The 17,862-nt window shown below is 62.7% G+C and carries 24 protein-coding genes; all 24 read left to right on the forward strand.

Annotated features, from left to right (window positions below):
- Positions 1-720 (forward strand): phage portal protein (locus QM659_RS15710; RefSeq protein WP_415189139.1); only part of this gene is annotated, 720 nt, incomplete at its 5' end.
- Complete coding sequence (locus QM659_RS15715) at positions 707-1,753, forward strand: S49 family peptidase (protein ID WP_415189140.1); 1,047 nt, start codon at positions 707-709, stop codon at positions 1,751-1,753. The genes QM659_RS15710 and QM659_RS15715, both read left to right, overlap by 14 nt.
- Positions 1,750-2,121, forward strand: coding sequence for a hypothetical protein (locus tag QM659_RS15720; RefSeq protein ID WP_415189141.1), 372 nt, complete (start codon positions 1,750-1,752; stop codon positions 2,119-2,121). Before QM659_RS15715 ends, QM659_RS15720 begins: the two co-directional genes overlap by 4 nt.
- 25 nt (positions 2,122-2,146) lie before the next feature.
- Entirely contained in the window at positions 2,147-2,509 is a 363-nt protein-coding gene (locus tag QM659_RS15725) for a head decoration protein (protein WP_415189142.1), read from the forward strand.
- Positions 2,510-2,536: 27 nt separating this feature from the next.
- Positions 2,537-3,607, forward strand: a complete 1,071-nt coding sequence (locus tag QM659_RS15730) for a major capsid protein (protein ID WP_415189143.1) — start codon at positions 2,537-2,539, stop codon at positions 3,605-3,607.
- Complete coding sequence (locus QM659_RS15735) at positions 3,607-3,924, forward strand: hypothetical protein (RefSeq protein ID WP_415189144.1); 318 nt, start codon at positions 3,607-3,609, stop codon at positions 3,922-3,924. Before QM659_RS15730 ends, QM659_RS15735 begins: the two co-directional genes overlap by 1 nt.
- Position 3,925: 1 nt before the next feature.
- On the forward strand, positions 3,926-4,375 hold the full coding sequence (locus QM659_RS15740; RefSeq protein ID WP_415189145.1) for a hypothetical protein: 450 nt from the start codon (positions 3,926-3,928) through the stop codon (positions 4,373-4,375).
- Complete coding sequence (locus QM659_RS15745) at positions 4,362-4,937, forward strand: phage baseplate assembly protein V (protein WP_415189146.1); 576 nt, start codon at positions 4,362-4,364, stop codon at positions 4,935-4,937. The genes QM659_RS15740 and QM659_RS15745 overlap by 14 nt, the downstream gene beginning before the upstream one ends.
- The gene (locus QM659_RS15750) at positions 4,934-5,272 is read left to right on the forward strand and encodes a GPW/gp25 family protein (RefSeq protein WP_415189147.1); all 339 of its coding nucleotides are present in this window, start codon (positions 4,934-4,936) and stop codon (positions 5,270-5,272) included. Before QM659_RS15745 ends, QM659_RS15750 begins: the two co-directional genes overlap by 4 nt.
- Entirely contained in the window at positions 5,269-6,180 is a 912-nt protein-coding gene (locus tag QM659_RS15755) for a baseplate J/gp47 family protein (protein ID WP_415189148.1), read from the forward strand. The genes QM659_RS15750 and QM659_RS15755 overlap by 4 nt, the downstream gene beginning before the upstream one ends.
- Positions 6,177-6,821, forward strand: a complete 645-nt coding sequence (locus QM659_RS15760; protein ID WP_415189149.1) for a phage tail protein I — start codon at positions 6,177-6,179, stop codon at positions 6,819-6,821. Before QM659_RS15755 ends, QM659_RS15760 begins: the two co-directional genes overlap by 4 nt.
- Before the next feature lie 7 nt (positions 6,822-6,828).
- Positions 6,829-9,096: a hypothetical protein gene (locus QM659_RS15765; RefSeq protein ID WP_415189150.1), complete on the forward strand. Its 2,268-nt coding sequence runs from the start codon at positions 6,829-6,831 to the stop codon at positions 9,094-9,096.
- 7 nt (positions 9,097-9,103) lie between these two features.
- Entirely contained in the window at positions 9,104-9,304 is a 201-nt protein-coding gene (locus QM659_RS15770) for a hypothetical protein (RefSeq protein WP_127076018.1), read from the forward strand.
- Positions 9,305-9,497: 193 nt separating this feature from the next.
- Positions 9,498-10,160, forward strand: coding sequence for a hypothetical protein (locus QM659_RS15775; RefSeq protein WP_415189151.1), 663 nt, complete (start codon positions 9,498-9,500; stop codon positions 10,158-10,160).
- A 639-nt stretch (positions 10,161-10,799) separates the two neighbouring features.
- Positions 10,800-11,288, forward strand: coding sequence for a hypothetical protein (locus QM659_RS15780; RefSeq protein WP_415189152.1), 489 nt, complete (start codon positions 10,800-10,802; stop codon positions 11,286-11,288).
- A 71-nt stretch (positions 11,289-11,359) separates the two neighbouring features.
- Complete coding sequence (locus QM659_RS15785) at positions 11,360-12,763, forward strand: phage tail sheath subtilisin-like domain-containing protein (RefSeq protein ID WP_415189153.1); 1,404 nt, start codon at positions 11,360-11,362, stop codon at positions 12,761-12,763.
- On the forward strand, positions 12,763-13,269 hold the full coding sequence (locus QM659_RS15790; RefSeq protein ID WP_415189154.1) for a phage major tail tube protein: 507 nt from the start codon (positions 12,763-12,765) through the stop codon (positions 13,267-13,269). Before QM659_RS15785 ends, QM659_RS15790 begins: the two co-directional genes overlap by 1 nt.
- 8 nt (positions 13,270-13,277) lie before the next feature.
- Positions 13,278-13,550 carry a phage tail assembly protein gene (locus tag QM659_RS15795; RefSeq protein ID WP_415189155.1) on the forward strand — a complete coding sequence of 91 codons (273 nt, stop codon included), beginning with the start codon at positions 13,278-13,280 and terminating at the stop codon, positions 13,548-13,550.
- Between the two features lie 23 nt (positions 13,551-13,573).
- Positions 13,574-13,687, forward strand: a complete 114-nt coding sequence (locus QM659_RS15800; protein WP_127076350.1) for a GpE family phage tail protein — start codon at positions 13,574-13,576, stop codon at positions 13,685-13,687.
- A 1-nt stretch (position 13,688) separates the two neighbouring features.
- Positions 13,689-15,608 carry a hypothetical protein gene (locus tag QM659_RS15805; protein WP_415189156.1) on the forward strand — a complete coding sequence of 640 codons (1,920 nt, stop codon included), beginning with the start codon at positions 13,689-13,691 and terminating at the stop codon, positions 15,606-15,608.
- An 11-nt stretch (positions 15,609-15,619) separates the two neighbouring features.
- Entirely contained in the window at positions 15,620-16,018 is a 399-nt protein-coding gene (locus tag QM659_RS15810; protein WP_127076025.1) for a phage tail protein, read from the forward strand.
- Entirely contained in the window at positions 16,018-16,233 is a 216-nt protein-coding gene (locus QM659_RS15815; protein ID WP_415189157.1) for a tail protein X, read from the forward strand. Before QM659_RS15810 ends, QM659_RS15815 begins: the two co-directional genes overlap by 1 nt.
- A gap of 2 nt (positions 16,234-16,235) precedes the next feature.
- On the forward strand, positions 16,236-17,474 hold the full coding sequence (locus QM659_RS15820; protein ID WP_415189158.1) for a phage late control D family protein: 1,239 nt from the start codon (positions 16,236-16,238) through the stop codon (positions 17,472-17,474).
- Positions 17,475-17,488: 14 nt separating this feature from the next.
- On the forward strand, positions 17,489-17,862 hold a 374-nt coding region (locus QM659_RS15825), incomplete at its 3' end, for a lysozyme (RefSeq protein WP_415189159.1).

The raw sequence follows: 17,862 nt of genomic DNA on the forward strand, positions 1-17,862 counted from the left end.
TTCACGGCCTTCCTCGTTGGTCGCGGAGATACCCCGTTCGACAGCGGCAACGACGATGGTGACGACGAGGAGATTACGCCGACCTTCGAGCCTGGCGCCATCGTGGATCTCGGCGACGACCGCGACGTCAGGTTCTCGACGCCCGCCGAAGTGGGCGGCTCCTACGAGCCGTTCCAGTATCGGAACATCTTGAAGATCTGCGCCGGGCTTGGAATGCCTTACGCCATCGTCTCGGGAGACGTGACGCGCGGCAATTTCTCGAACGTGCGCACCGCGATCATTCAATTCCGCCGGCGGGTGAGGCAGTGGCAGTACAACGTGCTGGCCTACCAGCTCAACCGCGTTGTGTGGCGCACCTTCGTTGACCTTGCCGTGATCTCCGAAGCGATCACGCTGCCGGGGTTCGACAAGCCCGACAGCGGCTGGCTCTATTGCGATTCCCTCATGCCGCGCATGGAGATGATCGACCCGCTGAAAGACGTCCAGGCCGAGAAGGAAGAGCTGCGCGCTGGCCTCAAGAGCCGCACCATGGCGCTCGCCGAGCGCGGCTACGACCGCGAGGATGTGGACGACGAAATCGCCGTCGAGCGCGAGGAAGCCAAGACACGCGGGATCAAGTTCGACATCGAGCACGCCAAAGGCGAGACGCCATCCGAGCCGGACGAAGAAGCGATAGCGGAGCGCATCCGGGATGAAGGGGGCTACCGTGAGGCGGCTTGATCTCCCTCATCTGGCGGCGACCCTTTTCGACACGCCGCACATGATCCGCCGGTCGAAGCTCGACGTCATTCTGGCCGCGGTCGCTCCCAAGCTTCACGGGGGCGCGTTACCGGTCAGGGCTTTTGCTGACGAAGACGATTACGGAAGCGAGCCGAACGAGGGCTTCACCGTGCAAAATGGCGTCGCGATCGTCCCTGTCCTGGGCACGCTCGTGCGCCGAGGCTCGTGGCTCGATGCCGCGTCTGGATTGGCGAGTTATTCCGGGCTGAAGGACTGCGTTGCCGAGGCCCTCGCCGAGCCGGACGTGAAGGCTGTTCTCCTCGAAATCGATTCCAACGGGGGCGAAGCCGGCGGCGTGTTCGATCTTGCGGATGAGATTCGTGCGCTATCGAAGCGCCATCGAAAGCCGGTCTGGGCGCACGCGAACGAATGCGCCGCATCGGCGGCCTATGCCATCGCCTGCGCCGCCGATCGGATATGGCTTGCGAGAACGGGCGAGGTTGGAAGCATCGGCGTCATCTGTGCGCATCTCGACCAGTCGCAGGCAGACGCGAAGGCGGGGCTGCGCTGGACCTTCATCTATGAAGGCGACCACAAGACGTGGGGCAACCCGCACGAGCCGCTCGGCGACGAAGCTCAGGCTGCCCTGCAGGCCGATGTGCACGCCCTCTACGAGATGTTCGTTGCCCACGTGGCGCAATATCGTGGAATGACGCCTCAGGCGATCCGCGATACTCAAGCCGATATGTTCCGGGGAGAAGCGGCCATCACTGCTGGCCTCGCTGACCGGGTAGGAACTTTGGATCAGGCAGTGGCGGCGCTTGTCCAGCGCGTTGACAATATGTCGACATCTGGAGGGGCCGCGATGGCAAGCAAGCGAGGAACGTCATGGCTCGACGCAGGACCGTCAGCGCAGCCCGCCGCCGTGCGGAGGAACCCAAGCCCGAAGACGAGCTTGAAGACGATCTCCCCGAAAACGAGGCCGAAGGCGAAGACGACGATCCAACCGCCGAAGGCGAAGACGAGGACGTGAATGCCGAAGGCGAGGACGAGGATCCTTCTGCCGAGGGCGAAGATGACGAGCCCGCAGCTGAAGGCGAGGAAGAGCCGAAGACGAGAAAAGCGAAGGCCAAGGCTGCACGCGTCGAACGTGCGCGCTGCGCCGGCATCACCAACCTCGCCAAGCAGGCCAAGCGCCTCGGAGTGCGTTTCGACGCGGCCAAGGCCATCGCGAATGGCACGAACCTCAGTGTGGCGCGAGCGCGCGTGCTCGCCGCAGCGGCTGCAACAGATGCGGGCGAGATCGACACGATCACGCGGCGTGGATCGCAGGGCGCGACAAGGCGCTCCCTCACGAAAGACGCGAAGCTGGCGACCTGGAAGAAGGCGCTGAAGCGCTGAGCTACGGCTAAGGGAGATACACGCAATGACTGTGTTTCATGAGGGGCGGCATCCGGGCGCCTATATCGTTGGCGAGGTCGAGTATCTCTCCCGGGAAACGGTGACGTTCGCCTCTGGCGCGGTTGTCGAGCCTGGCACGGTAGTCGCGCGCGTCACCGCCAGCGAGAAGTATGTGCCGCTCGATCCTTCCAAAAACGATGGCTCGCAGACGGCGGACGGCATCTCGTTCGGACATGTCGACGCCTCGGCCGCTGATGTCGTTGGCGTCATCACCGAGCGTCTCACGGCCGTCAGCGCCGCGGAGCTGCTTTGGCCGGCGGGCATTACGGAAGCGCAGAAGACGGCAGCGCTCACGGCGCTCAGGGCAAAGCACATCAAGGCGCGATAACGCGACAAGCGGCAGGGGACTTTCGCCATGCATATGGACATTTTCAACGACGATGCGTTCTCGGCCGTCACGATGACCCGGGCGCTCGAAGACTGGGAATTCAAACCCGATCTGATCGGCTCGCTCAACCTCTTCGAGGATGTGCCGATTTCCACCACAGGCATCTCGGTCGAGCGGCGCGGTAACACGCTGTCGATCATCCAGACGAGCGAGCGCGGCGCGGAGCTGGAGGAAGGCGTCACCGACAGGCGCAACCTCCGCACCTTCGAGACGAGCCGCATCGCCAAGGGCAAGACGATTAAGGCCTCGGAAATCCAGAACGTCCGCGCGTTCGGCGAAGAGTCCGAACTCGAAACCATGATCCAGTACGTTGCCCGGTATTCGGCGAAGCTTGTTGGTGACGTCGAGCTGACTTGGGAAAACATGATGCTCGGCGCTGTGCAGGGTGTCGTCTACGACGCCAACGGCGCGGTGATTGTCGACTGGTTCAGTGAATGGAGTATTGCCGCTCCGGCGGAAGTAAACTTCGCGCTCGGAAGCGACGACACCGATGTCGAGAAGATCTGCCGAGGCATCATTCGGAAGATGATGGTCGCGAGCCAGGGTGCGTGGACGATGGGAACTCGCGTTCTCGCACTGTGTGGGGACAACTTCTTCGACAAGCTCACGAACCACAAAAAGGTTCGCGAAACCTACCTGAATACGGCACAGGCGCAAACCCTCAACCGTGCTTTCGGCGTGGCGACGCAGTCTGCGCTTCAGGCTGGTAGCTACGCCGTGTTCGACTTCGGCGGCATCACCTTCGTCAATTATCGCGGCGTCGACACTTTTGACGATGGTGCAGCGAAGGGTACGCGAAACGCCATCGGCATCGGCAAGGAAAAGGCCAAGTTCTTGCCGGTCAATGCTCCTGGCGTTTTCCAGAAGGCGTTCGCGCCAGGCGAGGCTTTCGACATGGTGAACACCATCGGGCGGCCGCTCTATCAGATGCTGATCCGCGACGAGAAGCGGAACTTCTGGGTTCGCCCCGAGGTGTACAGCTACCCGCTGTTCATCTGCACGCGCCCTGACATGCTCATCACCGGGAAGAGCCAGTAATGTGGAAGGGCCTTCTCGATGACATGACCGCTGCCGTGCGGGAAACCTTCGGGCAGGCCGTAACCTACACGCGGGCGGCGACGGGCGAGGTCTTCGACATCGTCGCGCCGTTCGATCCAGCTTACGCGTCAGTCGAGGCGGGCGGCAGTATTCCCGTCACCATAACGCGGCCGGTGCTCGACATCCGCATCGCCGACATAGGCGGACATGAGCCAGAGCCGGACGACACGGCGCTGATCGGGGAGCGGCTATACCGCGTCATCGACGCCGAGGCCTCATCTTCTGGAATGATCAAAGCGCATCTGCGGAAGGTGTGACATGCATCCGCGAAAAGCCCTCCGCGCCGCCGCTGTCGAGATCATCCGAAGCGCCGGGACCGACGCGGCCCACCGCGTTTACAACTCCCGCGACTTCACGCTCAACACCAATTCGACACCGGCTATCGTCGTCTATACGCTCGGCGAGCGCATCGATTCCGATCAGCAGCATGAGAGTGGCTTGCGTCGGCGCGTCATGGATATGCGCGTCGAGTGCTACCACACCGGCGACGACGGGGCTGATGCAGTCGATGAAATGGCCTGGCAGGTCGAGACCGCGCTGCGCGCCGCCCCGACACTCGGCAACCTCGCGCTGACCACGCGCCTCATCAATACCGACATGGCGTTCGCGGCTCAGGGGGAGTTCGCGCTCCATGCAGCCGTCATGCATTGGGACGTGACCTATTACACGCATCCCGAGGACGATGGGGCCGACGATGCAGGGGTTTGAGCGGCGAGACGCCGAGATAACCGACCTCGCGCGTCGCGTGTCGAATACGGTTTTGATCGGCACAATCTCGCAATACGACCATAAGCTTGCCCGCTATCGCGTGAAGGCCGGCGATCTTGAGACGGACTGGATCCCCGACACGCAGGCGAGGGCAGGGCGGACCCGAACCTATGAGGGGCGAGACAAGGGCGAGCAGGTCGTTGTTGTCTCTCCGTCCGGCGATCCTTCGCAGGGCGTGATCGTCGGCAGCATCCACACCGAAGAAAAGCAGGCGGCCGACAAAGGCAGCCTACATCGCACGATCTATCCCGACGGAACGGTCATCGAGTATGACGACGAAGCGAAGGCCTACAAGATGGCGGTCGCCAAAGGCGGCACGTTCACGCTCGAAATCGGCGATGGCGTCTCTCTCGTTGCGGCTGGCGACAAGCTCGCGCTGAAGGCGCCCGGCGGCATCACGCTCGAAAGCCCGACGCTTACGCACAACGGCAAGAACATCTCCTTCGACCACAAGCACACCGACGTCATGCCGGGTGCCGCGCTTACAGGGCCGCCGGCATGACAGGGGTAAGCGCCACCACGGGCAAGCCGCTGAACGGCATAGACCACCTGCGCCAGTCCATTTGGGACATCCTCTCCACGCGTATCGGCACGCGCGTGATGCGCCGCGATTACGGATCCAACGTGCCGAACGTCATCGACTCGCCGGTCAACGACTTCTTCGCGGTCGATCTCTACGTCGCGGTCGCCGAAGCACTTGGGAAGTGGGAGCCAAGGTTCGCGCTGCGAGAAACTGCATTCGTCGCCAAGGGCGACGGTGTTATCGAGTTCACATTCAAGGGCATTTACCTGCCTGATGGGCGCGCCGTGAGGCTCGAAGGGGTGGTAGTCAAATGACGACTGCTATTGATTTGTCGCGATTGCCATCACCGAACGCGGTCGAGCCGCTCGATTACGAAACGATGCAGGCCTTGTTTCTGCAGCGCTTCCTTGTGGTTTGGAGCGCTGCTCGCGCCGAAGACCCCTCACTGCCATCTTACGATGTAGCCGGGCTCAATTCCGATCCCGTTGTCATTGTCTCGCAAGCGTGGAGCTATCTGCGGCTGCTTGACCGCCAGCGCGTCAACGATGCTGTGCGGGCTGTACTCGCGCCGACGGCAACGGATGCGGATCTCGACAACGTTGTTGCGCGCATCGGCGTGCAGAGGCTTGTCGTTGTGCCCGCGACCGACACAACGAAAGCGGTCATGGAGAGCGACGCGCGGTTGCTCGCGCGCTATCTGCTCGCCTTCACGCGACCTGCTGCGGGCAGCGCAGAGCGTTACCTCTATGAGGCGATGACGGCGTGGCCGCAGCTCCACCACGCGGCCGTGATCGGTCGTGCGGTGCACGGACGGCGCGGCGATGTCGATCTCGTAATCGCGGGGCCTTCGGGGCGCGACGCGACCGACGACGAGCTCGCGCTCGTGCGCGCCGCGACGAACAACACGACCGTGAAACCCGAGGCGACCAGCCTTTCGGTGCTGCGGGCGACGCGCGGCGTCTACGATGTGTCGGGCACGATCATTGTCCCGACCGGGCCTGATGCAGAGGCCGTTCGCGCCGAGGCTGAGGCGCGTATTCTTGCTGCCGCGCAGGCGCGCATGCTAATCGGGGCACAGGTGCCTCGCTCGGCACTCGAAGGCGCGGCTTACGGTCTGTCCGTGACGCGGGCGGATCTGACCTCTCCCGCCGATATCCCGGCCGATCCCTACACGATCCCGATTCCGGGCGTGATCGAACTCACCGTGGAGGTAGCAGGATGACTGGGCGTGCTGGGGCTCGCGAGATTCTGCCGGGTGCGCCGGAGCCGTTCAAGGCGTCGCTCGCGGCGGCCATGACGGACGACTTGCCGGTGCCGGTCGAGGAGGTGCTCGATCCGCGGACAGCGCCGGTGCATTTTCTGCCGTGGCTCGCCGTTCATGACGGCGTGCGGCTCTGGTTTCCGAACTGGTCCGAGGCTCGCAAGAGGCAGGTCGTTTCAGAGAGTCTTGCCGCTAACTTCGAGGTCGGTGCGCGCGCAGGCGCGGTGCGCTTTCTCAGCTACGTCGACGCTATGCTCGTTGACGCCGTGTCTTATCCGGCTCGGTTCGTCATGGGGCGTGCCGTACTCGGTCGCACGCCCATCGGCCACGGGCCATTCCTCGCGCGCTATCTCGTCCGCATCCGCACGTTCAAGCCGCCTCGCGCGTTCGTGATCGGTCGTTCGGCAGGCGGGCGAGCATTTCTGAAAACGCCAGACCGCATGCAGCGCAACCGCGTGCTGGCCGCGCTACGCGCTGCCAAATCGCCGGAGACAGAATACCGCGTCGACCTCGCCCATATGCGACCGCTCGCGCTGTCCGACGCCCCGCCCCTCGACGGCACCCATTATCTCGGCCAGTTCGTGCCGCGCTCAAAATTGTGAGGACGCCATGACGAAGGTGGTACATTTCAGCGAGGCTGAGGTTGCCGAGTCCAGCGACTGGGAAAACGCATCACTCTACGCACGCGAGGGCGACGAGGCGATTGTCGGTGGCGCTATCGGCTACCCGCACCATTGGGCTGGACATTCGATCTCGCAGACGAGCGCTATCGAGATAGCCATCAATCCAGGCGCGCTTTTCACAGGCGGTATCGTCTACCGCAACGAGCAGCCGATCTCAGTCAACCTGCAACTTTATCTCCCTCTCGTGACCGGCGACAGGCGCTATGTGGCGCTACTCTTGCGCGGCGAGGAGAAGACGGAACAGGAGAGCCGTCTGTTCGAGGTGGATGCCGACACGGAAGAAACGGTTGAGCGCATGACGCCAAAGACCGGCCTTCGCCAAATCGTCTGCGTCGTTCAGCAAGGCCTTACCTCACCAACGCCTGTCAAACCGGTGGTCGCGGCGGATCAGTGCTGTCTCGGCTTCGTCGAACTCTCGACAACCGGCATCGTCGCCATCGAGATGGACAACGCACGCAGGGTCAAAACCCTCTACGAACTCGACGGGCGCGTGGAAGCGGTCGAGGCCGATCAGGCGGCAACAAACAGTCGGGTCAAGACGCTTGAAACCGACGTTGCAAACATCGCCTCGCGCCTTGGAGACATTCCGAGTCCGGTCGTCATGCGGCAGATCAAGCGCGACGTCGCGACGTTTCAGCGGCGGATATCCATGCCGGATGAGGCGCGCGCCTACGGCTACGACAGCGGTCTTGTGCAGGATTGGTGGGACAAGAACCACCCATCGTGGCTTGCCCGCATCCGCGAGGGCATTCGCTTTCCGTGGGCGGCGGAGCGCGACGCGCAACTCGCACTGATCGACGAAACGGCTCCGGACGTCCGGTTTCACAACCGACTGCTGATGCCCGCTTGGACCGAGACGATGCGCCTCGCCATCGATGGCGACGGCGGATCTATCAACATCTCGCAGCAGGTGCACACCGAGGTTTCGCTCGTGCGGCGCGAGGTATCGCGCACGGTTACTGAGGTCGGCGAAACCACAACCGTCTGCGAAAACAACCGCGAATGGGCAAACTACGTCAGCAGGGCTGAGATAGGCGCGCTGTTTACGAAAAACGGCGAGACGTGGCAGATCCTCGACAACGACGGTGGCCGAAATTACGGCAGGGGACACGTCTTCTATACCGTTGGCAAATTGATCCAGCGCACCGTCACCGACGTCTACTGGGACGAGGTGACGGAGCAGATCGGCGTCAACGGCTCGATTTATGGGCAGACATGGCTCTGCTCGCAGCCGATGATCCTGACCAGCGTCGATTTGTGCTTCACGCGCGCGGCGACGGCCGGCGACGTGCACCTGTTCATCTGCGAATGCGATGGCTCCGGCGCGCCGCGGCTCGACGCGGTGATCGCGAACACGACGATTGCAGCGGCTTTGCTGACGACAGGCTGGAACAAATTCTCGATCCGGCCGAGCCCCTTAGAGAGCGGCAAGCGCTATGCGTGGTTCACGGTCACGACCGGCAACCATGCGCTCGAGACGGTCTCTGGCAACAAATTCGCACAAGGCTCGCAGTTTCATGTCACGGACGGTGCGTGGGCGCAGGGTTCGACGACTGTCGACTTCGCGATGCGTCTCAATGCGGCCTCCTTCGCTTCGACCCGCACCGTGGTCGAGTTCCAGCCGTTAATCCTCGAAAACGGCATGACCGACATCCGCCTGTTGCACGCGGGCTGGACGCTCGGCGGCACAGCTTTGACGTGGGAAATCCGCCCGAGCGACGCGGATGAGTGGCGGCCGCTGAACGACACCGTCGGAGAGCGCACACCGCTCGCCGGTCTGCCGCCTTTGGTGCGTCTGCGAGCTGTGTTCACGGGAACCACCGACCTGCAACCGGCGATCATCCTTGACGCCTATGCACGCGGCATGACGTTCCGACCCCGCGGCGACATGCAGGCGGTGTCGATCGAGCACCAATTCGGGCTGTCGTCGCAGACAATCCAGGTCGAGGCGGTCATCGACCAATACGATCCGCAGAAGCACACGGTTGCACCGAAACTGATCGCCGGCGGCACGGTGCTGACGCCGACGACTTGCGTCATCACCCCGGACCTTGTGAGCGACAAGAAAAAGACGTGGCTCGCGACGTACTTGCTCGCGCAACCTGCCACGTCCGCACGCGCGCGGCTCGACATGACGACGACCGAAGTGACCGACATCCCGTTTATCCAGAACATCGCCTACTACGCATTGTGAGGGCTTTATGGCTGCGAAAACCAAACCTGCCAAAGCGTCAGCCTACGAGGCGGAGGTCGATTATCGCATCACCCTTGCTCGGCTCGTCAAGCTGGGCGGCACTGTAGCTTTGCCGCCGCGCGGCGAGATCACGGTGAAGGGGGCTGCGCTCACGCAAATCATCGAGGAGTACGGGGCCGATGTCATCGTCTCTGCCGAGCGCGTCTGACGACTATAAGGCGCCGCACAAACTCGACCTGTCGCGCGCCGTTTGGGATGCGGTCTTCGGAAGCATAGGCGAGCGGCTCCGCGCGCTGGAGGCTGTCAAGGCCGACTGGGAAAGTCTGATCTCGGTTGGCACCGGCCAAGCGCTCGCCGTAATCCGCGAGAACGTCGAGCCTCATCTCGCGGCGCTGACGCAGATGATAACGCAGCTTAAGGCAGATGTCGCAGCGGCGCAGGACGCGGTCGCGGCGCTTATCTCCGGCGGCAATATCACCATCGGGACTGTATCTGGGCTCGTGACGGCGCTCAATGCAAAGGCGGCCCAAGCTGACCTCGACGCGCTGGCGCTCGTTGTTGCCGCGAAAGCCGCGCAGGCGGATCTCGACGCGCTCACCGCGACGGTCGGGGCGAAGGCAGAACAGGCGGACCTTGCGGCTCTTGCCAATGTTGTCGGGACGAAGGCGACCGCGGCCGATGTTGCAACAGCTTTGGCCGGCAAGGCCCCGGTCGCGAACTACGCACATCTTGATCAAGTCGCCGAATTCACAAAACAGGTGCGACTTTCGAGGAAGGGACTTGCACAGTCCGGCTTGATTACATGGGATTGGAGCGTTGCTCCTAATGCACTTATTTATCTCACCGGGAATGCGACCCTCGCACTTCCGTCGAATTTCTTGGCTGGCGATACAGCGCAAGTCCTCGTTTACAATTCTGGATCGTATACGTTTGCGTTTTCGAATGGGTACAAATTCCCAAATAATGTTGTTCCTACGATTCCGCCGAATAGCGTCGTGGTGCTGACGTGCCTGGGTAATGTCGACAACACAAATCTTCTTTGCGTTGCAGCGGGGCCATTCTGATGCTCGTTCCTCCGCTTGGTTTTATGTCTGCCAGTGCGGCTCTGTCAGCGTCCTTTCTGGCTTCGGGGAACTGGACCAATGGGACGCTCCAATTAGGTTCCGCATCGCCGGATAGGCTCATAATTTTGGCTGTCAACGATGACGGTAATCAAACTCCCTCCGCGTCTATCGGGGGGATGGCCATGGGGAGATTTTTTGTCTCTGATTACTATTACGGAGCATGTACTCACTGGTTTAAGGCGGCTGTCCCTGTTGGGACAGAAGCCAGCTTTTCCTATTCAGGCGTTAACTATCGAATGGCGTGGGGGGCGTGGGCGGTTAAAGGCTCTAACGCACCGGTAGTGTCGGGGAATACGTCTTCAAAATCCGGCGGGAGTGTATCCTTGCCTGCATTGAAAGGAGGCGTAGTTCTCGCCTCACAGTCAGGAGGCATAACTTCTGGCGCGCCGCAATGGTCGGGTGCAACGGGTCGCGGTTCATCAGTTTATCAGTTCGCCTATAAATCGAACGGGTACTATGCGGATTTTGCTGATTACGCTGCCACGTCCGACGAAAGCGCACACCTTGTTTATGTGAATGGCGCGAATACTGAATATCATATGCTTTCGGCAGTATCTCTTAAGCCATAGGGAGGCATGAATGTGGGTACGCATTGAACGCGGCGCGGTCGCCGAGACAATCTTCGCGCCACGTCAGATCTCGGTCGGCGAGATCAACTACCCGTCGAACATTTTCGAGCTTTGGAGCGAGGCGGAATTGGCGGCACTCGGCATCGTCCCGCTCGTCTATGAGCCGGAGCTGCCCGAGGGCAATTACGCGGTCGCGAGCGAGAGTGCGCCGGTCTACAACGCGGCCAACAACCGCGCCGTTATCACGCGAACTTACGAGGCCGTGCCGGAGCCGGTGCCGCCGAGCGTGCTGAAACTCCCGTTCGTCCGTGCCTTGCGGCAGAAGGGCTTTGAAGTAGCGTTCTGGGCTGCGCTGGAAGAGGACGCGACGGCCAAACTCGATTTCAGCCTGGCGAACGAAATCGACCGCAGCGATCCGAAGATCCCGCAGTTTGCGGCGGCAATCGGCGCGTCTGACGCTGATGTGGATGAGGTCTTCCGGCTCGCCGCGACCCTCTAAGCGATATCGTGGAATGCGCTGCGCGCGCGGCTCGTTTACACCGTGTCAACTCGGACTATTGGAGTCGACACATGACGACGGACTTTCTGCACGGCGTTGAGGTTATCGAGATTGACGACGGCCCGCGCCCGGTTCGCACCGTCCGCTCGTCCGTTATCGGCATCGTCGGCACCGCCGAAAATGCCAACCTTTCCGAATTCCCTCTCGATACCCCGGTGCAGATCGCGGGCTCGCGCGCCAAGGCTGCGCTCCTCGATACGGTCGGCACCGGCCTTGGAACGCTTCCCGGTGCGCTCGACCAGATCTTCGACCAGATCGGCGCGGTCGTGGTCGTCGTCCGCGTCGCCGAAGGCGATGATGACGAAGAGACGGTGGCGAACGTCATCGGCGGCGTTGCTCCCGATGGCTCCTACAAGGGCGTCCATGCGCTGCTCGCCGCTCAATCTCGGCTCGGGGTTACTCCGCGCATTCTGATCGCGCCGGGCTTTACCGGTGATCGCCCGGTCGGCGTGGACCGCATCCAGCTGTCGAACGGCGGCGCGAATTACACGCACGCGACCGTAACGCTCACGGGCGGGGGCGGCACGGGCGCTGAAGCCGAAGCCGTCATCTCCGGCGGCGTCATCACCTCTATCGTCGTCACCAAGCCCGGGCGCGGCTACACGAACGCGCCTGCTGTTGCCATCGCGGGCGACGGCGCAGGCGCAGCCGCAACGGCCGTCACCGGCCCGTCTGCAAACCCGGTTGTCGCCGAACTCGTCGGCATCGCCGAGCGTTTGCGCGCGGTTGTCATCGCGGACGGCCCGAACACCACGGATGAAGCGGCCGTTCAGTACGCGAGCGACTTCGGGTCGAAGCGCGTCTATATGGTCGATCCGTTCGTCAAGGTTCAGCGCGGCACGAACATCGTCAACGTGCCGACGAGCGCGTCGGTCGCGGGGCTCATCGCTAAGAGCGACAATGATCGGGGCTTCTGGTGGTCGCCATCGAACCAGAACATCAACGGCATTCTCGGCACCGCGCGGCCCATCGACTTCGCGCTGGGCGACCCGAACAGCCGTGCGAACCTCCTCAACGAGCAGCTCGTCGCGACCGTCATTCGCGAAGACGGCTATCGACTTTGGGGCAACCGCACCCTCTCTTCCGACACGAAGTGGGCTTTCTTGTCCGTGGTTCGCACCGCCGACATGATCAACGACTCCATCCTGCGCGCGCATCTGTGGGCGGTCGATCGGGGCATCACGAAGACCTATTTCGATGACGTGTCCGAAAGCGTTCGCGCCTACCTGCGCACGCTCACATCGCTCGGCGCTATCCTCGGCGGCGATTGCTGGCCGAACCCGGATTTGAACACGCCGACCTCGATTTCTGAAGGTCACACGGTGTTCGACTTCGACTTTACGCCGCCCTATCCGGCCGAGCGCGTGACGTTCCGCTCTCATCTCACCACGGATTACCTTGAGGATCTGGTGTAATGGCTCTCATCGCTCTCCCGCGCCAGCTGAAGAACTTCAACCTCTATGTCGACGGCGAGTCCTTTGCTGGCAAGGCGGACACCATCACGCTTCCAGCCCTCAACTTCGTAGTCGAGAAGCATCGCGCCGGTGGCATGGATGCGCCGCGCGGTATCGAGCTCGGCATGGAGGAGTTGAAGCTCTCCTTCGTCATTTCCGACCTCGGCCCGCAGATGCTTTCCTTGCTTGGCAAGGATGGCGTGGCGGTCGTCGCGCGCGGCTCTGTGCAGGCGCAAGGCTCTGACGCGGAGGCGGTGGTCATCAATATGCGCGGGCTGTTTCGCGGGCTGGAAAGCTCCGCATGGACGCTCGGCGCCAAAAGCTCGCGCACCGTGAACGTCGACCTCAGCTATTTCCGTTACCGCCAGAAGGATGTCGAGTACTGCGAAATCGACATCGACAACATGATCCGCACCATCGGGGGCGTCGATCAACTGGCGGCGCATCGCACGAACATCGGACTGTAGAGGAAGCCATGGCAGCACCCGCCAAAGAGACGACTTACAAACTCCTCGTGCCCGTCACGTTCGAGGGGCGCGAGCACGCCGAAATCAAGCTGCGGCGCGTCAAGGCGCGCGACATCCGCGATCTCGAACGCGAGGACGCTGGCAGCGCGCAGACGTTCTTTCTGATCTCGCGTTTGTCCGACTGGCCGCCCGAAGGCGTCGAGGAAATGGACGCGGCCGACATCGAGGGGGTTGCGACGATCATCGAGGGTTTTATCGGGAAGAAGCGTCCTCGGCGCTGAGCTGGGAGGGCGTTTCCAGCCTGATTGCGGACCTCGCGACCGTCTTTCACTGGCCCCTGTCCGAACTGCTCGAACTGACCCCGCAGGAGCTTCTTTTCTGGCGGGGCCTCGCGGAAGAAAGAGTGAAGGCGAAGTAAGATGGCCGCGCAGGTAGCTGAAGCCCAGGTCAAACTCACGCTCCTCGATGGCGTGTCGGCGGGCATCCAGCGCATTCAGGAGCGCTTTGCTGCGCTATCGCGCGCCATCGGCCTCGACCGGGTAACAGCGGCCGCCCGCCGCCTCGGCGAGGCGCTCGCCCGCGTGCGTGACGGCTTCGGCCAGAGCATGGGGCGGCTCAGCGCGTTCATCGCCGCGCTCGGCCTGGGCGGTGGCGGCGCGATCGCGGCAGCTACATCGCTCGGCAAGCATGTCTCCGCCCTGTCCGAAGACTTCGACAAGCTCTCCAAGGCGGCGGGCATAAGCGCCGAAGTGCTGCAAGAACTTCAATATGCCGGTCGCAAGAGCGGCGTCGACACCGGACTGATGGCCTCGAGCCTGAAGGACTTGCGTCGCCGCGCGCTCGAATTCGTGGAGACGGGCGAAGGCGCGGGCGCCGAAGCGTTCAAGAAGCTCGGATACCGCGCCGGCGAGCTCAAGAAGAAGATGCAGACGCCGGCCGCGCTCTTCTCGGAGATCATCGAACGCATCGGCAAGCTGAAGGAGATGGACCGCATCAAGGTGGTCGAAGGGCTCTTCGGCGGCGAAGAAATGCTGAAGATGATCGGCCTGACCGCCGCGCAGATCCGTGAGCTTCGCGTCGAAGCGCGCGAAAGCGGGACCATCCTCGGCAACGACGTCGTGGCCTTTTCTGCCGTCTATCGCGAGAACCTCGACGCGCTTGAGCGCCGCCTGGAATCGTTTCGCAACCGTCTCGGCGCGCAGCTCCTCCCTGTGCTCAACGACGCGGCGGAGTCCTCGCTCAAGTGGCTTGAAGCGAACCGCAAGCTCATCCAGACAAAAATCGAAGAATGGGCTGGGAAGATCACGCGCGTCGTGCGCGATCTCCTCAATCCCTCATCCGATCTGCGCCAGCGCATCGCAGCGATTGGGGACGAGTTCAAGCGATGGGCGCAGCGGATTCAGCCCGCAATCGACTTTCTGGGCGGACCGTTGAACGCCGCCATGCTCGCCGTTGGGGCTTATATTGCCGGGCCCTTCGTTGCGGCGGTGGCGATGGCGGTTTCGTCTGTCATTATGTTCGGTGCGGCACTGATGATGACGCCGTTCGGGTGGATCCTTGGCGGCATAGCGGCGCTTGGGGCAATCGTTTACGTCCTGATCGCCAAATGGGATGAATTCGTCGCCTACTGGGGCAACCTCTGGACCCGCGCGACGTCCGGCTTCGAGCAGGGCTTCATTCTCGGCGTCTTGAAGCTGCTCCATGAGTTCAACCCGCTCGTTCATATCGCGCGCGGCATTGACGCGGTAATCGAATATTTCTTCGGCGTGTCCTTGCTCGACGCGGGCTCGAAGCTCATCGATTCCCTGTGGGAGGGGATGAGGGCAGGGTGGACGCGCATCGAGAGTTGGCTCCGCGAGAAGGTGTCGGCACTTACCGATTGGATGCCTGACTGGATCACGGGCGGCGAGACGAAGGTGGAAACGCCTGCCGCGCCTTCAGTCGCGTCGCCTGCGTTGGCCGCGCCAGCGCCGGAAGGGCGAGGGGCGGAGTGGGCACCGGATTGGGTGAAGCGCCCGCCGGAGTGGCTGCACCCGATGCCTGAGAGCCGTGCGTCGACCATGGCAGCGCCGAAGGTTCCGACTGTGCCGTTCGCACAGGCCGCGCGCGAGGTGGACGCGCAGACGGTTCAAGCCGGGACGGTGCAAGCGCAGAAGCTGACGATCCCCGAACCGCTCGTCGTCCATAAGCCGCAGACCGTCAACGCGCCTTTCACGGTCCATCTGACCGTCAACGGCGGCAGCGGTAGCCCGGCCGATATTGCTGCTGCCGTTCGGGGTGCGCTCGCCGCTCAGGCCGCGCAGCAGCGCGCGGCTGTTCAATCGCATCTTTCAGATTGAGGGAGAGCGATGTGGCAGCAATCATGATGGGGCTCGGACCTTACCGCTTCTCGATCGATACGGCGGCATATACGAACCTGCAGCGCACCGATGAATATCGCTGGGAGAGCCAGGAGCGCATCGGCCGCCACCCGGCGATGCAATTCATCGGGCAGGGCCACACGACAATCAGGCTTGAAGGCACGGTCTATCCCACGTGGAAGGGCGGAGCCCGGCAGATCGACGCCATGCGCTCCGCTGCGTCGAAGGGGACGCCTCACGTGCTGGTGTCCGGCGCGGGGAAGATCTTCGGCCGCTTCGTCATCATGAACGTCGAGGAGACGCAAACCCACTTCTTCGCCGACGGCACGCCGCGCAAGCAGGAGTTCAAGCTCGAAATCAAAAGCTACGGCGAGGATGGGGGCTTGTGATGGCCGACACGTACCTCACCAAAGACGGCGACATGATCGATGAGATTTGCTGGCGCTACTACGAGAAGGGTCAGCAAGCCCTGGCGGTCGAGCGCGTCTACGAGGCGAACCGGCGCCTCGCCATGCTGGGGCCGAAGCTCCCGGCCGGGACGCTCGTAATCCTGCCGGATCTGCCTCGCCCTGCCGCGACGCCCATCATCAGGATATGGGGGTAGCGATGCAGCCGATCTGCGAGATCATCAGCAACGGCGAGAACATCTTCGACAGGCTCGCCGACCGCCTCATGTCCGTGGAGGTCCACGACGAAGCCGAGGACAAGAGCGACCGCGTCAGCATCAAGCTCGATGACCGCGCGCGCTTCCTCGATGGCGCCTTGCTGGAGATCCCGCTTGTCGGAACGACTATCGAGGTGCTGCTCGGATACAAGGATGGCGTCAAAGCCCACATGGGCACGTACCTCATTGACGACATCTCGGTCGAGAGCCCGCCGCGTACGCTCACGGTGACCGGTCGCGCGGCGAAGATGCCGCAGAGCTATCGCACGCCTCGCACGCAGTCCTACCACCAGAAGACCATCGGCGCGATCATGAAGGAGGTGGCCGAGCGAAGCGGCTACGAGCCGAAGGTTGACCCTGCTCTTTATCGCATTGTCGTTCGCCACATCGACCAGCACAACGAAAGCGACATGGCCTTCGCAACGCGCCTTGCGGGGCTGCATGACGGCGTTGCTCGTCCTGTCGACGGCAAGCTCGCGGTCGCGAAAAAGGGCACGGGCAAGAGCGTGACGGGCGCTGAACTGCCTGTTGTGACGCTCACGGAATCGACATGCTCGCAATGGCGTTTCCAGTACAGCGCTCGCGATGAAGCGGGCGAAGCCGCCGGCATGGGCGGGAGCGGTGGCACCGATCAGAAGGTGGCGGGCGACAGCCGCTTGCCGCAATCCGATAAACTGGATGGCGGAGACGTCATCAACCTGCCGAGCAATAGTCCGGCGGCCGGTGAAAAGGGCGGCGTGCGCGCGCATTGGCACGACATCCGGACGAGCGAGCGCAAGGCTGTCACCGTCGGCAAGGCGCCCTATCACGACCTGCGCTACACGCACCACAATGAGGCCGAAGCGAAGGCCGCCGTCTCGGCCTACAAGAACAAGTCCAGTCGCGGGAAGGCGGGCTTCTCCTGCCAGGTTGGGGGCGATCCGATGATCCGGGCCGAGGCGAAGCTCCTTCTGGCGAGCTTCCGCGCCTACATCCCGGAGCTTTGGCGCATCAAGAGCTGCACGCACCGCTTTGAGCCTGGCGGCGGCTACACGACGAACATCACGGCCGAGCTCTTCGACGAAAAGCAGGAAGACCCGGCCGGCAACGTCTCCAAAACCAAGCCGTCCAAAGACGACAAGATTGATCCGAACGCGCCACCGGAACCGACCGGGGGCGACCCCATCAACTTGCCGAAATGAGGGGAAACATGACCATGAAGCCATCACAAGCGTGCATCGACTTCATCAAGAGCTTCGAGAGCTTCTACGCAAACGCGTACCTTTGCCCGGCGAACGTGCCGACGATCGGTTGGGGCACCACGAAATGGGATCTAACTCGGCCGGTGAAGCTTGGCGAAAAGATCACGCGGGCCGAAGCGGAGCGACAGCTCAGGCTTGAGGTCGATCGCGTCGCCGCCGCCGTGAACGCCGCGGTGCGGGTTCCGCTCAGCCAGAACCAGTTCGATGCGCTCGTGTCGTGGGGCTACAACGTCGGCACCGGCTGGATTACGGGGCGCCGTGGAAGCAAGCAAGCCTCGTTCATCAAGGCCCTCAACAAAGGGGATTATGACGCCCCCGTCAGAGATCT

This window comes from Rhodomicrobium sp., assembly GCF_047605405.1.
GTDB lineage: Bacteria > Pseudomonadota > Alphaproteobacteria > Rhizobiales > Rhodomicrobiaceae > Rhodomicrobium > Rhodomicrobium lacus.